The 15327-nt window shown below is 70.3% G+C and carries 17 protein-coding genes and 1 tRNA gene; 2 read left to right on the top strand and 16 right to left on the bottom strand.

Features of this window, described 5'->3' with window-relative positions:
• Positions 1-71 precede the first annotated feature (71 nt).
• Positions 72-1253, bottom strand: coding sequence for an ATP-binding protein (locus AB0K67_RS19775; protein WP_364061762.1), 1182 nt, complete (start codon positions 1251-1253; stop codon positions 72-74).
• Positions 1254-1563: 310 nt separating this feature from the next.
• Between AB0K67_RS19775 and AB0K67_RS19770 the strand changes: the two genes are divergently transcribed.
• Entirely contained in the window at positions 1564-2025 is a 462-nt protein-coding gene (locus AB0K67_RS19770; protein ID WP_364061759.1) for a MaoC family dehydratase, read from the top strand.
• Here the strand turns inward: AB0K67_RS19770 and AB0K67_RS19765 are convergent.
• From AB0K67_RS19765 to AB0K67_RS19740, 6 genes are all read right to left on the bottom strand, one after another.
• Positions 2020-2337 carry a hypothetical protein gene (locus tag AB0K67_RS19765; protein WP_364061756.1) on the bottom strand — a complete coding sequence of 106 codons (318 nt, stop codon included), beginning with the start codon at positions 2335-2337 and terminating at the stop codon, positions 2020-2022. The genes AB0K67_RS19770 and AB0K67_RS19765 overlap by 6 nt on opposite strands.
• Positions 2334-3869, bottom strand: coding sequence for a radical SAM protein (locus AB0K67_RS19760; RefSeq protein ID WP_364061753.1), 1536 nt, complete (start codon positions 3867-3869; stop codon positions 2334-2336). The genes AB0K67_RS19765 and AB0K67_RS19760 overlap by 4 nt, the downstream gene beginning before the upstream one ends.
• Positions 3870-3910: 41 nt before the next feature.
• Entirely contained in the window at positions 3911-4642 is a 732-nt protein-coding gene (locus tag AB0K67_RS19755; protein ID WP_364061750.1) for a prolipoprotein diacylglyceryl transferase family protein, read from the bottom strand.
• Position 4643: 1 nt separating this feature from the next.
• A complete protein-coding gene (locus AB0K67_RS19750) occupies positions 4644-5945 on the bottom strand; it encodes a hypothetical protein (protein WP_364061747.1) in 1302 nt (433 codons plus the stop codon).
• A gap of 211 nt (positions 5946-6156) precedes the next feature.
• Positions 6157-6801, bottom strand: coding sequence for a response regulator transcription factor (locus AB0K67_RS19745; RefSeq protein WP_364061744.1), 645 nt, complete (start codon positions 6799-6801; stop codon positions 6157-6159).
• Positions 6802-6831: 30 nt separating this feature from the next.
• Positions 6832-8301, bottom strand: coding sequence for a histidine kinase (locus tag AB0K67_RS19740; RefSeq protein WP_364061741.1), 1470 nt, complete (start codon positions 8299-8301; stop codon positions 6832-6834).
• 228 nt (positions 8302-8529) lie between these two features.
• Between AB0K67_RS19740 and AB0K67_RS19735 the strand changes: the two genes are divergently transcribed.
• Positions 8530-8602, top strand: a tRNA-Arg gene (locus AB0K67_RS19735).
• A 137-nt stretch (positions 8603-8739) separates the two neighbouring features.
• Here AB0K67_RS19735 and AB0K67_RS19730 read toward each other — a convergent pair.
• The 9 genes from AB0K67_RS19730 to AB0K67_RS19690 form a co-directional block, all read right to left on the bottom strand.
• The gene (locus AB0K67_RS19730) at positions 8740-9414 is read right to left on the bottom strand and encodes a hypothetical protein (protein WP_364061738.1); all 675 of its coding nucleotides are present in this window, start codon (positions 9412-9414) and stop codon (positions 8740-8742) included.
• A 296-nt stretch (positions 9415-9710) separates the two neighbouring features.
• Complete coding sequence (locus tag AB0K67_RS19725) at positions 9711-10001, bottom strand: tyrosine-type recombinase/integrase (RefSeq protein ID WP_364063224.1); 291 nt, start codon at positions 9999-10001, stop codon at positions 9711-9713.
• Between the two features lie 121 nt (positions 10002-10122).
• Complete coding sequence (locus AB0K67_RS19720) at positions 10123-10458, bottom strand: hypothetical protein (protein ID WP_364061735.1); 336 nt, start codon at positions 10456-10458, stop codon at positions 10123-10125.
• A 101-nt stretch (positions 10459-10559) separates the two neighbouring features.
• Positions 10560-11540, bottom strand: coding sequence for an AraC family transcriptional regulator (locus AB0K67_RS19715; RefSeq protein ID WP_364061732.1), 981 nt, complete (start codon positions 11538-11540; stop codon positions 10560-10562).
• A 152-nt stretch (positions 11541-11692) separates the two neighbouring features.
• Positions 11693-12067 carry a hypothetical protein gene (locus AB0K67_RS19710; protein ID WP_364061729.1) on the bottom strand — a complete coding sequence of 125 codons (375 nt, stop codon included), beginning with the start codon at positions 12065-12067 and terminating at the stop codon, positions 11693-11695.
• A 27-nt stretch (positions 12068-12094) separates the two neighbouring features.
• Positions 12095-12847 (bottom strand): ABC transporter permease, encoded by a 753-nt coding sequence (locus AB0K67_RS19705; RefSeq protein ID WP_364061726.1) that lies wholly within the window; start codon positions 12845-12847, stop codon positions 12095-12097.
• A 1-nt stretch (position 12848) separates the two neighbouring features.
• Positions 12849-13673, bottom strand: coding sequence for an ABC transporter permease (locus tag AB0K67_RS19700; RefSeq protein ID WP_364061723.1), 825 nt, complete (start codon positions 13671-13673; stop codon positions 12849-12851).
• Complete coding sequence (locus AB0K67_RS19695; RefSeq protein ID WP_364061720.1) at positions 13670-14575, bottom strand: ABC transporter ATP-binding protein; 906 nt, start codon at positions 14573-14575, stop codon at positions 13670-13672. Before AB0K67_RS19695 ends, AB0K67_RS19700 begins: the two co-directional genes overlap by 4 nt.
• Positions 14576-14688: 113 nt before the next feature.
• Positions 14689-15321 carry a response regulator transcription factor gene (locus AB0K67_RS19690; RefSeq protein WP_364063221.1) on the bottom strand — a complete coding sequence of 211 codons (633 nt, stop codon included), beginning with the start codon at positions 15319-15321 and terminating at the stop codon, positions 14689-14691.
• Positions 15322-15327 lie beyond the last annotated feature (6 nt).

The following is a 15327-nucleotide window of genomic DNA, read 5'->3' as shown; positions in this document are numbered from 1 at the left end:
CATGGCGATATGACTCTATTGGGCTGTCTAGCTTCCCCACTAGACAGCCCAATAGAGGTCTAGGGGCGCGCTCAGATGGGCTGGGCGCGCAGGAACTTGCCGAAGTGCGGCACCGTGAACGCGATCTGGCCGCGCTCGGCGCTGTAGATGAGCCCTTTCTTGATGAGGCTGTCACGGGCGGGCGAGAGGCTGGACGGCTTGCGCCCCAGCGCCTCTGCCACCTCCGCGGTCGCGACCGGCTCGTCGCCGATCTGCGCCATGGCGTGCATGTAGTCGCGCTCGGCCGGGGTGGCCCGCTCGTAGCGGCTGCCGAAGAAGCCGACCGCCAGCTCCTCCTCGGCCTCGGGGGCGGAGACCTTGACGTCTTCGAGGGTGATCGGGCTGCGCGGCGCGAGGTCCCAGGCGACCTTGCCGTACGCCTGCACGAAGTAGGGGTAGCCGTCGGCGGCCTCGTAGAGAGCGTCGAGCGCCTCGGGGGTGAACTCCACTCCCTCCTCGCGGGCCGGCAGGATCAGCGCGAGATCGGCCGCCTCGCGGTCGAGCTTGTCGATGCGCGCGTACCGGAAGAGCCGCTCGGAGTAGCTCTTGCTCGCCGACAGCACGCTCGGCAGGTGCGGCAGCCCGGCGCCAACCACGATCAGCGGCCCGCCCGACTGCGACAGCTCGTGGCAGGCGGCGCAGAGCGCGGAGACGTCGGCGGGCTGGACGTCTTGCATCTCGTCGATGAACAGCGCGATGCCCACCCCCAGGTCGGTGGCCACGCTCGCCGCGTCGACGAAGAGCTCGGTGAGGTCGATCTCAAGGTCACCGGAGTCGGCGCGCCCGCGGCTGGCGGGCACCTCGATGCCGGGCGACCAGTGCGAGGTGCCCTTGGCCGCGGACGGGTCGCGCATCGCGAACGCCTTGAGCACGCCGAGGAACTCCTCGATGCGCTCGGGCGCGCGGTGACGCGGCGCCAGCTCGCGGATGGCCATGTGGAGGGCGGCGGCCACCGGCCGCCTGATCGACTGGTCGGGCCGGGCCTCGATCTTGCCCGTGCCCCACAGCCGCTGCATGGCCATGGACTTGAACGTGTTGAGCAGGACGGTCTTGCCGACTCCCCGCAGGCCGGTCACGACCATGCTGCGCTCGGGACGGCCACGGGCCACCCGCTCCAGCACGACCTCGAACTGCTGCAGCTCGCGATCGCGCCCGGCGAGCTCCGGCGGTCGCTGCCCGGCGCCGGGAGCGTAGGGGTTTCGCACAGGGTCCACGCTCTCGGACTTTATTGCCGGATATAGCGGCCGTCTTAGATTTGGGAAGAAAGTGCTACGGCGTGTCCGAGCAGGGGCGGGCGCGCACACCGTCATCGGACACATCCCCTCTCACCAGGCCGAACCTCTGTTCGATTGCGATACCCAAGACTGTAGCGCGGACTCGAACACAGATGCGATGGTTTCGAGTAAAGATCTTGGGAACACCCGGAGCCCCGGGTTATCCGGCCCCGTTTCCGGCGCGTCGCGCCCTCCCGGCGGCGTACGGGGAGTTGGCAGCCGTACCGCCCGCGCAATAGCGTTCGTGGCCATGCGGACCTTCGCGAACGTACAGGAACTCAAGGCGGCCGTCGGCGAGACGTTCGGCCCGACCGAGTGGCGCACCATCACCCAGGAGCAGGTCAACACCTTCGCCGACGCCACCGACGACCACCAGTGGATCCACGTCGACGTGGAGCGGGCCAAGGAGGGGCCGTTCGGCGGCACCATCGCCCACGGCTACCTGACGCTGTCGCTGCTGCCCTCGTTCATGTTCTCCATGGTCAAGGTGGAGGGCATCCAGATGGGCGTCAACTTCGGCCTCAACAAGGTACGTTTCCCCCGCCACGTGCCGGTCGGCGCACGCGTGCGCGCGGTCGGCGAGCTGACCGACGTCAAGGGCACCCCGGCCGGCTACCTGGCCAGCTTGAAGATGACGATCGAGATCGAGGGCGAGAAGCGTCCCGCCTGCGTCGCCGAGACCCTCAGCCTGTACGTCCCCGCGGAGTCATAGGAATCCCACGACGATGGCCGCCAGCGCGACCAGGCCGATGAGCCCGAGGTAGGCCAGCACGAGCCGGGTGTCCCGGAGGAAGCACTTGCTCCTGGACAGCCCCGCTCGCCTGGCCCGCCAATAGCCGGCGAACCCCAGCGCCGCGAAGCCCAGCACCGCCCAGGGGCCGAGCAGCCAGGCCAGGAGGGCGACGGTCGCGTACACGCACAGGCGCAGCGGATCGTACGGCTGCGCCCCCGACCCCTGCGCACCCCCCGATCCCTGCGCACCCGCCGACCCTTGCACCCCCGCCGGGCCCTGCGCCCCGTTCACCGCGGCGTCCCCTGTGGCTCGGTCACGGGCGCCACCACCGGCAGGCGCCGGCCCTCGGGCATCCGCGCCACCGCCGACAGCCGCTGACGCGAAAGCTGCGGCCAGGCCTGCACCGCGCAGAACGGCGCGCACTGGTCCTGCTCGCCGCGCGTCCCCACATGCACGCAGCACTGCGTGAGCCGTTCCTCGATCATCGTCGACAGGTCCATGAACGGCTTGATCGTGATCCGCACCACCCGCTCGCCCAGCATCCTGCGCAGCTTCTTGCGCCGTCCCGGCAGCGCCGACGAGGCCAGCGTGAGCAGGGTGGAGATGCCGAGGTCGCAGTTCTCGCAGATGGTCCGCCACAGGTCGCCGATCTGCGGATGCGACAGCGACGACTGCTCCGACAGCAGCCCGAGCAGCGACTCCTGTACGGCCAGGCGCAGCTCGCGCGGGATCTCGGTGTCGGCGATGCGGTTGGAGACCAGGCCGAGGTTCGCCTTGAGCCGGTCGTGTCCGATCAGCGCGGTCAGCGAGCGCCACTCACCCGCGTCGTCGCGCAGCATGTAGCCGACCGAGCAGCAGTGCGGGTGGGAGCAGGGCAGCGCGGTGAGGTCGCGCCAGGTCACCAGCCCGCCGGTCTGCGGGCCAAGGCGCTTGAGCACGCCGGTGTGGGTGAGCCGGTCGTTGGGGTCGATGGCGCCCGACCTGCCGGAGCCGAACTGGGGTTGCAGCGAGACGCCCCCGACGTACGGGGTGTCCAGCGCCATGCGTACGACGTCGCCGATCTCCCCGTCGTTCACGCCGAGCGCGGCGGTCATGACGAGCGTGGTGAAAATCTCGCGCTCCGACAGCCGGCGTACGGCGTCCGCCTTGATCCTGGTCAGGTCGCCGCCGCGGTGGTGCCGGGACGCCTCGGCCGACGTGCCGTCGTACTGGAGATAGACCTCCACCCGCTCCCTGTGCTCGGTGAGCAGGTCGAGCAGCGCGTCGTCCCTGGCGATGAGCACGCCGTTGGTGTTGACGAGGATGCGGGTGATCGGGCGGGCGGTCAGCTCGGCGAGCAGCGTCTTGAGCTCGGGGTGCAGCGTGGGCTCGCCGCCGCTGAGCATGAGGACGTCGAGCTTGCCGTTCTCGCGCGCGAGACGCTGGTCGACGTTGGCCAGCACGTCCGCGACGGGGACGACGCCGGTCAGGTCGGGCGAGCTGTCGGCGAAGCAGGTGGGGCAGCGCAGGTTGCAGGTCTCGGCGATGTCCTCCAGGAGGATGCAGGTGTGCTGCGTCTGCATCTCCGGCAGGCCCTGGAGGTAGGCGGAGGGGATGGGCAGGAAGTTCCCCGGCGTGTCGGGGATGTGCTGCTTGGTGGGGGCGGTCCATTCCTCCAGGTACGCGAGGATCTCCGGGTCCTCGTCGTACAGGGTGCGGATGAAGCCGTGCTCGCGGCAGCCGCGTTCGAGCCAGACCTTGCCGTCCCGCTCGGCCAGGTACCCGCTCAGCCGCTCGACCTCCGCCAGGTCGCGGCCGTGACAGCTCGGACAGAACGCGTTCACGTACCGCAGGATGCGATCGCCACGAAGCCCCATACCAGCACTCATGTCATGACCTCCCGCCTGAAAAGGGCATCGTAGTAACCGCGCCGCCAGCCGTACGCGAGCCGCACCCCGAGCAGCACCATGCCCGGGATGAGGAACCACTGGGGCCTGGTGAGATCGAGCCACACGGTCTCGTTCGCCCTGGTGAACTCCACGAAGAAGCGGAAGACCGCGTAACCCGCCAGGTAGAGCGTGAACAGCTCCCCCGGCTGCGTGATCCTGTGACGCGCCCAGCGCAACGCCACGAACGCGGCGAGCTGGAAGATGATCTCGTAGATGAACGACGGGTGCATCGCCTCGCCGGTCAGGCATCCCGGGCATTCCGGCGTCGTCGGCGGCGCGTGCACGCCCCACGGAAGGTCCGTCGGCCGGCCCGGCGCCTCCGTCAGATGGCAACCGATGCGGCCCACCGCCATCCCGAGCGCCACCGCCGGGGCGAACAGGTCACCCGTGCGCTGCTTGTAGCCGATGATCCGCTTGGCCACCAGCACGCCGGCGTACGCGCCGGTCAGACCGCCCAGGATGCTGCGCGAGCCGTACAGCCACAGGTCCTTCACATTCAGGGTCTCCATCCAGCCCGCGAGCCGCATCCCGATCGCGCCGCCCACCAGCGCCCCGGCCACCGCCACAAGGGACTGCTCGTTGAGGGCGCCCCTGCTGCGCGCCTCGCGTACGAACACGATCCCGGCCACCAGCACCCCGAGGCCGACGAAGATCTCGTGGTACGGCATGTCAGGTGTACAGGTCCGGATTGAGGCCCGTGCAGAAGCCCGCCGACATGATCGACCACAGCGCCCACCCGACCATCAGCCCCAGGCCCAGGCCCCGCGCCCACGGCCTGCGCACGAAGCACAGCCCGATGCCCGCAACCAGGCCGACGGCGGCCAGGATCACGGTGCCGGCGATCACGTACGGGTTGGAGTTGCCCTCGGCGTTCAGGGCGGCGAAGAAGACGAAGAAGCCGATGACCGCGTTGAGGACGCTGTAGATGGCCAGGCCGGCGAAGAAGAAGGCCACCACGACGCCCGCCTTGTTGCTCGCCGTGGGCGGGGGTGGCGGGGGGCCGAAGGTGGGCGGCGGGAACTGCCCGCCCGGCGGCGGGCCTCCGTACGGGCCCTGGCCTTGCGGGTTGTACGGCTGGCCTGAGGGCGTGGGGCCGCCGTACTGCGGCTGGCCTTCGTGCGGTGACTGGCCGGGCGGCGTGGCTCCGTACGGCTGCCGGCCGCCGTAGGGCGGCTGCCCCTGGCCGGTCTGCGCATGACCGCTTTCAGGCCCGTACGGCGGCTGCCCGGGGCCGGTTGCCCCAGGCTGCGCATAACCGCCTCCAGGCCCGTACGGCGGCTGCCCGGCGAACCCGCCCTCGTACTGCGGACCGCTGCGGCCCTGCGGCGGCTCGGGGCGCAGCGGGTAGGCGTTGTCGGGCGGCACGAACGTCGGCCGCCCAGCCCCCGCGGGCACGTCCGACGACGGCCCGGCGCCCGAGAACGCCTCCGACGACTGCCCAGGCTCTTCGTGACCCGCCTCCCCTTCACCCGACGCCTCGGGCTGCCGGTCCCCGTCGCCCGGCGTCTCACCGCCCTGCGCCCCCTGGCGCGACTCCCCAGCCTCGGCTGCACTCGCGCGCGGCTTACCCACACCCCACGTGTCTTCGTCCGGCAGCGGCATCGGCCTCGGGACACCGGACGGAGGCGGGATGGCGGCGGGCGTACCGGTGGGCGGCGGCATCATGATCGGCCGGCCGCTTGGAGCCGGCGGCACCGGCTGCCCACCGGGCGGCTCGGCACTGGGAGGCGGCTTGATCACCGACCCGTCCGGCGGAGGCAGGAACTGCGGCTGCTCAGCAGGCACCCCGTCCTCACCCGGCTGACCGCCCGACACGCCCTCACCCGGCTGACCGCCCGACATGCCCTCTTGGCCCGGCTGTCCGGGCGGCTGCATGTCGCGCGGCGGCATGTCACGCTGCGCCGGCTCGGCATCCCCCTGCCCCGGCTGCTCGGGCTCCTCGTCAGGCCCCGACGGCGGTGTCGTGGTCATCGGCTCGGTCCACCCCCCTAGTCGTCACGATCAGACCAATCGCCATGATCGGACCCGGCATCCGCAAGCGACGTCCGGTCAACGCCTTCACCGCCCGCTCACGACGGCGGCGAGCCCGTACCGCATGAAGCCGGGCGCCGACGACGACCAGGACAGCAACGACAAAACGCTCACCCCGCACACCCTACGGCCCAACAGTCCACTTGCCCCGTTACGCACCCTCCGAGTAATAGATCGCCGCCTGAACGCGGCTCTTCAGCCCCAGCTTGTTGAGCACCCGGCTCACATGCGTCTTCGTGGTGGCCTCCGCCATGTCGAGCTCCCGGGCGATCTCGGCGTTGGACAGCCCCCGGCCGATGCAGGCGAGCACCTCGCGTTCGCGCGGGGTCAGCGCGGCCAGGTCCGCACCGCCCTCGGGCTTGCGCGCCGGTGCCGGCGCCTGCTCGGCGAAGGCGGCGATCAGCTTCCGCGTCACCCCGGGCGAGATGAGCCCGTCACCACGCGCCACCACGCGTACGGCCTCCACCAGGGAATCGGCGTCCGTGTTCTTCAGCAGGAACCCGGCCGCGCCCGCCCGCAACGCCCCGAACACGTACTCGTCCACATCGAACGTGGTGAGGATCAGCACGTCACAGACCCCGGCGAGCTCGCGGGTGGCGGAGATGCCGTCGAGACGCGGCATCCGTATGTCCATCAACACGACGTCGGGCCGCAGCTCCTTGGCCATGGCCACGGCCTCCACCCCGTCGGCGGCCTCGCCCACGACCTCGATGTCCTCGGCTCCCTCCAGGATCAGCACGATGCCGACCCTGACCGCCGCGTGATCGTCAGCGACCAGCACCCGTACAGCCACCATCCACCTCCACCGCAAGTCGAAGGAACCCCATCACCGAATCCCGCCACCGGAAGCCGCCCCGACCTCGGCGTCCGGATCAGCAGGCAGCACGGCCATCACCCGCCACCACTGCCCGCCGGCGCTGTTCGCAGCAGCCGCCGCCGCATCGCCCGCCGCCGCACCGCCCGCGGCCGAACCCTCCGCTGAGCCGGCCGCACCCGTCACCGACCCTGCTGAGCCCGCCGTCCGGCCCTCCAGATGGCCTGTCACCGGCCCCGCCCCCGGGCCGACCGCAGGATTCGCCGCCGAGCCCACAGCGGACTCGGAAACCGCCCCCTCAGCCGCCCCTTCCGACGGACCCGCCGACGGACCCGTGGCAGACCCGGCCGCCGCCGGCCCCGTAACAGGACCGGCCTCGAAGGACCCGCCCACCAGCGAGGCCCGTTCCCGCATCCCGACCAGCCCGGCTCCGACACCGAGCAGGCCCTCTACCCCTCTCGCCCGGCCTTCGCCACCGATCCGGTTCTCCACGCGCAAGGCGACCTGCCCGCCCCCGTTGCCGCCCTCGTACGAGATCAGCACCCGCACCGGCGACTCCCCATGCTTCATGGCGTTGGTGAGTGCCTCCTGGAGGATGCGGTAGCCGGCCAGGTCAACGGCGGCGGGCAGCTCCCGCGGCTCCCCCTCGACCCGCGCGTCCACCGACATCCCCGCCTGACGCGCCCGGTCGATGAGGGTCTGCGCGTCGGCCAGCCGGGGACGCGTGGCCTCGCCCTCCCCGTCGTCGCCCTCCTGCCGCAGCAGCCCGATCATGGCCCGCATCTCGGCCATGCCCTTGACGCTGTTCTCGCGTACGGACTCCATGATCGATCGCACCGTCTTGGCGTCGAGATCCTTGCGGGACAGCGCGGCCGTGGACTGGATGGCGATGGCGCTGAAGTGGTTGGCGATCAGGTCGTGGAGCTCGCGGGCCATCCGCGTACGCTCCGACGTGACGGCCGCCTGCCGGTCCAGCTCGGCGAGGCGGGCGACCTGCTCGGCCCGCGCCCGTTCCGCCGCCGCCCGGTCACGGTGCTCGCGCAGCACCAGCGCCGTCGTGACCGGCGTGATGAGCACGAGCCCCGCCTGGATGCCCATGACGGCCAGCGTCCGCCAGTCAGAGTCGAGGATCCCGGCCAGCGCCCCCGCCACGACCGCCAGCACGGAACAGATGCCCAGCAGCACGCGGGCGAAGCGGGCGGGACCGTAGAGCGCGGCGGCGTACAGGTTGTCGGTGAACACCAGCACCGTCCCCAGGGACGGCCCCACGAACCCGTCGATCGTCACCCCCACCACGCCCAGCGCCAGCGAGGCGAGCGGCGCCCGCTGCCGCACCAGCACCCCCGCACAGGTGAACGCCAGCGGCACCACCAGCACCCACGAGGGCACGCCACGGGGCAGGTAGGCATTGCCCACGATCAGCAACACGCCGGTCGCGAAGGCCACCACAGCCCCCAACACCACTCGCCACATGCCTTCCATCCCACCACCTCCCACCGCCCCTGACCTCCTGCGAAGGTCCGCCTGTGAATACACCCTTCGATGTATCCACAGCCCGAAGCCCGGGGGCACGCGCGCCGTACAGGGGTGGGAGAGACGCCGAACGTCCGCCGGATCCCCGGGACGGCGCTCAGACGGCTAAAAGCACTGTGCGACTCTGGTAGAGTCTTCTTGTCGCTGAGGCCGGGCAGGTCAAAGCGGCAGCGCCAAGCGGCCGTAGCTCAATGGATAGAGCATCTGACTACGGATCAGAAGGTTAGGGGTTCGAGTCCTCTCGGCCGCGCACCAGGTCAAAGGCCCTCTGGGATGATCCCGGAGGGCCTTTGTCGTGGCCGTACAGCAGCGTCGTACAGCAACGCAGCCCGACACAGCCGATCCCTCGCGTACAGCCCACGCCTCACAGGACGCCGACCGCTGCACTCAGGCGTCGTCGAGGCCCTCTCGCAGGCGGCGCACCCAATCCTCGGGTAAGACCTGCTCAAGTCGCTCCCTGCTGGTCTCCAACAACCCCTCCTTCGCCAAGGGGAGGAGGGCGCCGTCCTGGACGGCCTTGTGCTTCTCGGGCGCAGGGCAGATCAGGACGGCGAGGATCCGGCATCCTCGTTGGATCTCCTCGGCCCCCGCTGTGTCGATCATGCTCGTGATGGACTTCCATGCCGTTCGTACGGCAAGTCCCACCAGTGCATCGAGAAGGACACTGCGTCCCTCGGCTTTCCGAGACTGCAGGACGGCCGCCGTCACGTACTCTGGGACTCGGTCGATGGCCTTCGAGAATGTCTCGATGGCCTCGGCCACGGCGACAAAAAGATCGCACCAGAAGTGATCAGTGAGTTGCTTTCTAAGCTTTCGGGGCCTGGTCCCACCGAATTGCTTATCGAGCTCCTGGATTACCGGGCCGGCAAGGAGGTCGCCGATAGCCTGAATACGGTCGATGGTGTCGGGGTTTTCGGATAACCAGTCAACGAGATCGACTGTGGCACTATCGGTGGCTGCTATCCGCCTGTACCTTGGCGGCTTCTGTTGAGCTTCGGCCCAAGCTCGATCGCTGTCATCTCTCGCCTGCCGACGAGCGGCAGGAGAAGGGTCCCGGGCCAACTTGAGATCATTGGTCCAGCCGTGTTGCGTCCCTCCGCAGGCAGAACACGCGCAGTTGTGCCCCTTGGCCCGTTCACAGATCACAGGGTGCGTCATCCGCCCTCCGCCCCATCCGGCAGGCAGTGAATTGAGCGCTTCGCTGGAAGCCCTCTTCTTTTGAATCACAAGCAGCGAAAAGCGAAATGACCACCGTAGCCAGTCCGACATATCTCTTCGGCTAAGACGGGGTCCGGTGCACACACATAGGCCCTCTGGGATATCCCCAGAGGGCCTATGTTGTAGCACTGAGGGATTAGTTACATATCGCTTGAACGGTCGAGGCTCCGGTTGAGCCGGTCAAGCGCCTTACGGGTTTCAGGACTGGGAATCTGCGTGTAGACGTCCATGGTCATCGAGATCTGCGAGTGGCGCAGGATGCGCATGGCCACGCGAGGATGAACGTCGAGGGCGGCCAGAAGCGAGGCACAGGTGTGGCGGGTGTCGTGGACGCGGATGCGCGGGACACCCGCTCGCCGGCAGTGGCTCTCAAAGGCGCGGTTGAAGTTCCGCGGCTCGATGGGTGTGCCCGTCCGCGTGGTGGGGGCCAGGTCCGAGGTCCGCAGCCCGCCTCAACGCCGCCGACGTAGCCGCCGCCCTGTCCGTAGCCTGAAAACCGTCAGCAGATGGCTCAACGGCCGCATCCCGTATCCCCGCCGGCCGTCCGACGGCTCAGCGGGCGTCGCGCATCACCTGCTCCTCGGCCTCGTCCAGCCAGCGCCGGTACCACCGCGCGAACCCCATACGCCTCCCATCGTCGTCGACGAGCGGAAAGAATCCGCCGCCGTCGGCGGTGTGGTCGCCCCACATCTGCCCCCGCGCAGGCCCGCTGACCACCAGCGACGCCCACCGGGCGCACCCGAGGTCGCCGAGATACAGCAGGCCGGTCGAATGCCGGAGGTCGTAAACGACCGCGTGGTACTGCTCCCAGTACGCTTCATCGGCCGCGTTGTACTCCTCGATGGACGCGGCCAGCTCGCCAGGGTCAGGGGCGGCTCGGGCGTCCAACCGTTGGCCCGCAGCGCCGCTGACCTCGGCCGGCCGTGCGAGCCTGTCGCGTACATCCGACCAGTCGGAGTGGATCGTGTCGCAACGATACAAGCGAGCCGTCAGGACGTCGGCTGGTCCTGGTGGCGCGGGTACGTGCTGCGCATCGCCCGGTAGCGGCGCGGCGTGACGCCGATGCACTGGACGAACGCGTCGCTGGCGCGGCTGCGGCTGCGCCAGCCCACCTGCCGCCCCGCCTCGGCCACGGTGAGGTCCGTCTCGCGGAGCAGCCGCGCCATCTCCTCGACCCGCAGCATCGTCAGGTACGCGAGCGGCGTCTTGCCGAAGGTCTCGGTGAAGATGCGGCACAGGTGCTTCGGCGATAAGTGGACCATGGCGGCGAGCCTGGGCAGCGTCCATGACTCGGCGATGTCGGCCCGCATCGCGTCGCGGACCTGGGCGGCCTCGGCTCTGAGGGGCGCGAAGCGGCGGTCGCGCGGCAGCGTGGGCCGGGTGGTGGCCCGCTGCGTGGGCGTGCGGCGTACAGGAGAGATCCGGATGTACGGCGCGACGACGTCGACGATCGAGAACCACAGCGCCTGCATCCGGTGGAACGTGGAGGTGTAGTCGCCGGCGATGGTGAGCGCGACGAGCTCGTCGAGCCAGGGCATCATCATGCCGGTACGCTGCTCGCCGACCCGCAGGATCTGGGCGGGCTCGCTGTAGACGGTCTCGGCGAAGCCCTGGGCGTCGAGCCGGTCCTGCAGGACTCCGGCGTACTGCCAGAAGATCTGGTCGACGAGGTAGTCGGTGTCGAGGTACACGGTGGTCGTCGTGAAGTGCCCCTCGGGGTCGCTGCCGCACAGGACGTTCGAGCCGAGGAGTACGACGTCGCCCGGCTTGACGGGCTTCTCGCCGAACTCGCTGAGCAGGATCGCCGAGCCCGACCGGGGCACGACCAGGCGGACGCAGTCGTACGCGCTGGGGCAGACCGGCTGGTGCCAGGTCTCCGTCCTAGCGATGATCGGGGAGAACTGGGGAGTCGCGTCCGGGTCGATGTCCGCCGGCTTCGGCGTGTAACCGTAGGTCGCGAGCGGGCTCACCCCTCACCCCCGAGCCGGCGGGAGCGCGCCGGGGTCGGGGCGCCGCACGCGCCGTGGACGGGTCCGGCAGGTCTGCGAAGCGGTACGAGCATTGTGCCAACCCCCTGTCATGAGCACGGATGTCGTCAGCGCGGACCGAACCGAGAGAGCACTCAGGATCCGAACACCAGGCTCCTGATGTAGTCGATCACCTCGTGCAGTTCCTCATAGTCGCGGACGGCCGGGTCGACGATGAGGAAGTTCCACAGCGTGGCGACGCTCGCCGTCAGCCCGAACACCACGACCGAGACGATGAGCCCCGTGAGCGCGAGGCCGGTGCCGTGGTCGCTGCGCCGCAGCCCCGCCCACGCCACCGCGACCCCGGCCGCGGCCATGAGCGCGGGCAGGAAGCCGAGCAGCGGAATCAGCAGCAAGAACGGCGAGAACACGAAGGCCGCGGCCGCCAAGCAGAGCGCCAGGACGCCATGGAACCTGGCCGAGCGCCGCCCGAGCTCCCCAGCGGGTTCCGGAATGTTCTCGTATGACATCGTCGCTCCTTCAGCACTCGTGGAAGGTCAGGTACGGGTGTCGCGGCGGTCCAGGATCGCCGTGGTGGCGGTGAGCAGGGCCGTGGTGAGGACGAGCGCGGCGGTCACGATCGAGACCACGTCGCCCCCGGTGATGGCGCCGGTGTCGCTGAAGGTGCCGGTGCCGAGCTGGGTGGCCCGGCTGATGAGCGCGTACGGGACGACGAAGATCGCCGCGTCGAGACCGGCCAGCAGCAGGACGACGGCCGCGCCCGCGCCGAGGAAGGCCACCGCGATCGGCGCGGCGAAGGAACGCATGAGCATCGACAGCCCCGACTGCAGCACGGCCACGGGCAGGCAGGCGATGATGATGAGCAGGCTGACGGCCGCGTACCGGCCGGGCGGCGGCCCGGGGATGGCGAAGACGAACGAGCCGATGACGGTCACGGTGAGGAACAGGACCGCCTGCATCGCGGCGGCGAGCACGGCCACCACGACCGCCTTCGCGGCGACGATCCGCATCGAGGACGTCGGGCCGCTCATGAGCGCGTTCCAGTTGCCGCCGCGATGCTCCACCCGCCACACCAGGGAGGCGAGGATGCCGATGCCGATGGCGAGCGGGAACAGCCCGTAGAACACGACCGACCGCAGCCACATCGTGGGCCAGCCGTCCTCGGGGCTCTCGCCGGAGACGAGCGAGTTGACCGCGCCCGCGATCACCATCGCCACGGGGAGCAGCACCACGACGGTCCAGCTCAGGGAGCGCTTGAGCTTGATGAACTCCGCGCGTACGGCACCCATGTCAGCCCTCCTTCCAGCCAGAACGGCCGGTGATGAACAGGAAGAAGGCGGCGGCGACCACCCCGAGCGCGGCGATGCTGCCGTACGCCGGCGTCATGGCCACGAGCCGCTCCCCCTCGTAACCGGCGGCGGCCGCGAGCGCGTAGTAGCCCCATGGGGTGACGTGCGCCGCGGCGGGCGGCAGCGCGGTCGCGAACACCGCGACGATCGTGCCGAGCACGCCGATGCCCAGCCCGACGAGCTGGTTGTCGATGCGGGCCGACAGCAGGATGTGCAGGGCCAGTACGACCAGGTTCGCCACCGACACCGAGGCCGTGTATCCCGCCCACAGCCCGGCGGGTACCGGGTCGGGCACGCCCAGCAGCAGCCCGGCGCCGAGCAGCAGGACGCTCTCCAGGACGGTCGCGGCGGCGACCACGATGCCGACGGCGAGGAGCTTGATCCGGCACAGGCCGCCCGGCGTGAGCCCGGACGTCTGGGACAGCAGCCAGCCGTTGCCCTGGTGCTCGATGTCCACCTGCCGGCTGGCCATGACCGCGAGCAGCAGCGGCGAGGCGAGCGGCACGGCCAGCGACATGCCCGCGAGCAGCGCCTCCCAGGAGCGGCCCGCCGCCTCGGCGAACGCCGGGCTCGTGGCGGCGCTGCCGACCGACAGGCCGACCACGATGATCACCATGACGGACGCGACCACGCCCATCCGCAGGTGCCGCATCTTGGCGAACTCGTTCGCCACGGCCGCCCACCTGTTCGCCATGGTCCCCCACCCGTCCGCCCTGGCGAGCGCGCCCACAGCCCGCGCCTCGTTCGCCCCGGCGCGCCCGTTCACAGCCCGCCTCCACTCGTGAGGGCCATGAACACGTCCTCCAGCGACTGCTCGTCCCGCCGCACGCCGTGGATGTCCACCCCGGCCCCGACGAGGTGCGCCACCACCCGCGCGGTCACCGGGTCGCCGATGCCGCTGACGCGCACGGAGCCGCGGTCGAGGCGGCTCGCCACCATGCCCTTGAGCTGCGCGTTGGCGTACTCCGGGTCCGGGGTGTCGATGAGCACGTCGGGGGTGGAGGCGGCGAGCAGCTCGTCGCGGGTGCCCTGGAAGATCAGCCGCCCGCCGTTCAGGATGCCGAGCATGGTGGCGGTCTTGTCGATCTCGCCGAGCAGGTGGCTGGAGACCATCACCGTCACCCCCGCGCCGGACAGGCGGCGCAGCAGGTCGCGGATCTCCTCGATGCCGGCCGGGTCGAGCCCGTTGGTGGGCTCGTCGAGTATCAGCAGGCGCGGCCGCCTGGCCAGGGCCATCGCGATGCCGAGGCGCTGCTTCATGCCCAGCGAGTAGTCGCGCACCTTCTTGTCGAGCTGGTCCTGCATGCGCACGGTGCGTACGGCCTCGTCGACGTACCGGTCGGGCAGGCCGAGGAGGCGCTGCACGAGCCGCATGTTCTCCCGGCCGGTGAGATGGCCGTAGCCGGGCGGCGACTCGATGAGGGAGCCGATGCAGGCGAGGAGCCCGCGCCGCGTGGCGGGGTTCATCGGCTGTCCCATGATGTGCACCTCGCCGCTGGACGGCCGGACGAGGGACAGCAGCATCTTCATGGTCGTGGACTTGCCCGATCCGTTCGGGCCGAGGAAGCCGTAGACGCAGCCAGGGGGGATGCGCAGGTTCAGGCCGTCCACCACGGTGCGGCTGCCGTACCGCTTGGTGAGCTGCTCGGTGGCGACGATGTAGGACATGGCTCAACCGTGCCTGGAAGGGCGGGCGCGGATCGTCTCGCCGCAGGCATATCTTTCGCGTATGCCTCAGGCGATAGGCGCCGTGCCGCGTATGCCTCAGGGCATAGACGCGGTCAGTGGTCGCCGGCCGTCACCAGGCCCGTCTCGTACGCCAGCACCACGGCCTGGACGCGGTCGCGCAGGCCGAGCTTGGCCAGGATGCGCCCGACGTGGATCTTGACGGTGCCCTCGGTGAGCACGAGTTCCCGCGCGATCTCGGCGTTCGACAGCCCTCGGGCGATCAGGAGTAGCACCTCGCGTTCGCGGGGCGTCAGCCCGGGCAGGCGGCTGCCCTTCCGTAGCAGGTCGGCGGGCGGCCGGCCGCGTACGAAGTGGTCGAGCAGGCGGCGGGTCGTGCTCGGCGCCACGACCGCGTCCCCGGCGTGCACGTGGGCGATCGCGGCGGCGATCTCCTCCACCGGGGTGTCCTTGAGCAGGAAGCCGCTCGCCCCGGCCTGGAGCGCCTCGTAGGCGTACTCGTCGAGGTCGAAGGTGGTGAGGATGAGCACGCGCGGGGCGTCGTCGCGGGCCCGGATGCGCCGGGTGGCCTCGACGCCGCTCATGCGCGGCATGCGTACGTCCATGAGCACGACGTCCGCCTCGACGGTCTTCAGCGCCTCGATCGCGGTGTCGCCGTCGTCCGCCTCACCGACGACCTCGATCTCCGGACGCGACTCCAGCACCATGCGGAAGCCCATCCGGATCATCTCCTG

The organism is Nonomuraea sp. NPDC052634 (assembly GCF_040678535.1).
In the GTDB taxonomy this organism is placed as follows: domain Bacteria; phylum Actinomycetota; class Actinomycetes; order Streptosporangiales; family Streptosporangiaceae; genus Nonomuraea; species Nonomuraea fastidiosa.
This window is presented reverse-complemented; position numbering and strand designations above follow the sequence as displayed.

What these genes read in the sequence shown, in the direction of transcription:
- AB0K67_RS19770 (WP_364061759.1), top strand. Translation starts at nt 1,564, where the DNA reads ATGCGGACCTTCGCGAACGTACAGGAACTCAAGGCGGCCGTCGGCGAG.
- AB0K67_RS19755 (WP_364061750.1), bottom strand. Translation starts at nt 4,642, where the DNA reads ATGCCGTACCACGAGATCTTCGTCGGCCTCGGGGTGCTGGTGGCCGGG.
- AB0K67_RS19750 (WP_364061747.1), bottom strand. Translation starts at nt 5,945, where the DNA reads ATGACCACGACACCGCCGTCGGGGCCTGACGAGGAGCCCGAGCAGCCG.
- AB0K67_RS19745 (WP_364061744.1), bottom strand. Translation starts at nt 6,801, where the DNA reads ATGGTGGCTGTACGGGTGCTGGTCGCTGACGATCACGCGGCGGTCAGG.
- AB0K67_RS19740 (WP_364061741.1), bottom strand. Translation starts at nt 8,301, where the DNA reads ATGGAAGGCATGTGGCGAGTGGTGTTGGGGGCTGTGGTGGCCTTCGCG.
- AB0K67_RS19710 (WP_364061729.1), bottom strand. Translation starts at nt 12,067, where the DNA reads ATGTCATACGAGAACATTCCGGAACCCGCTGGGGAGCTCGGGCGGCGC.
- AB0K67_RS19705 (WP_364061726.1), bottom strand. Translation starts at nt 12,847, where the DNA reads ATGGGTGCCGTACGCGCGGAGTTCATCAAGCTCAAGCGCTCCCTGAGC.
- AB0K67_RS19695 (WP_364061720.1), bottom strand. Translation starts at nt 14,575, where the DNA reads ATGTCCTACATCGTCGCCACCGAGCAGCTCACCAAGCGGTACGGCAGC.
- AB0K67_RS19690 (WP_364063221.1), bottom strand. Translation starts at nt 15,321, where the DNA reads ATGATCCGGATGGGCTTCCGCATGGTGCTGGAGTCGCGTCCGGAGATC.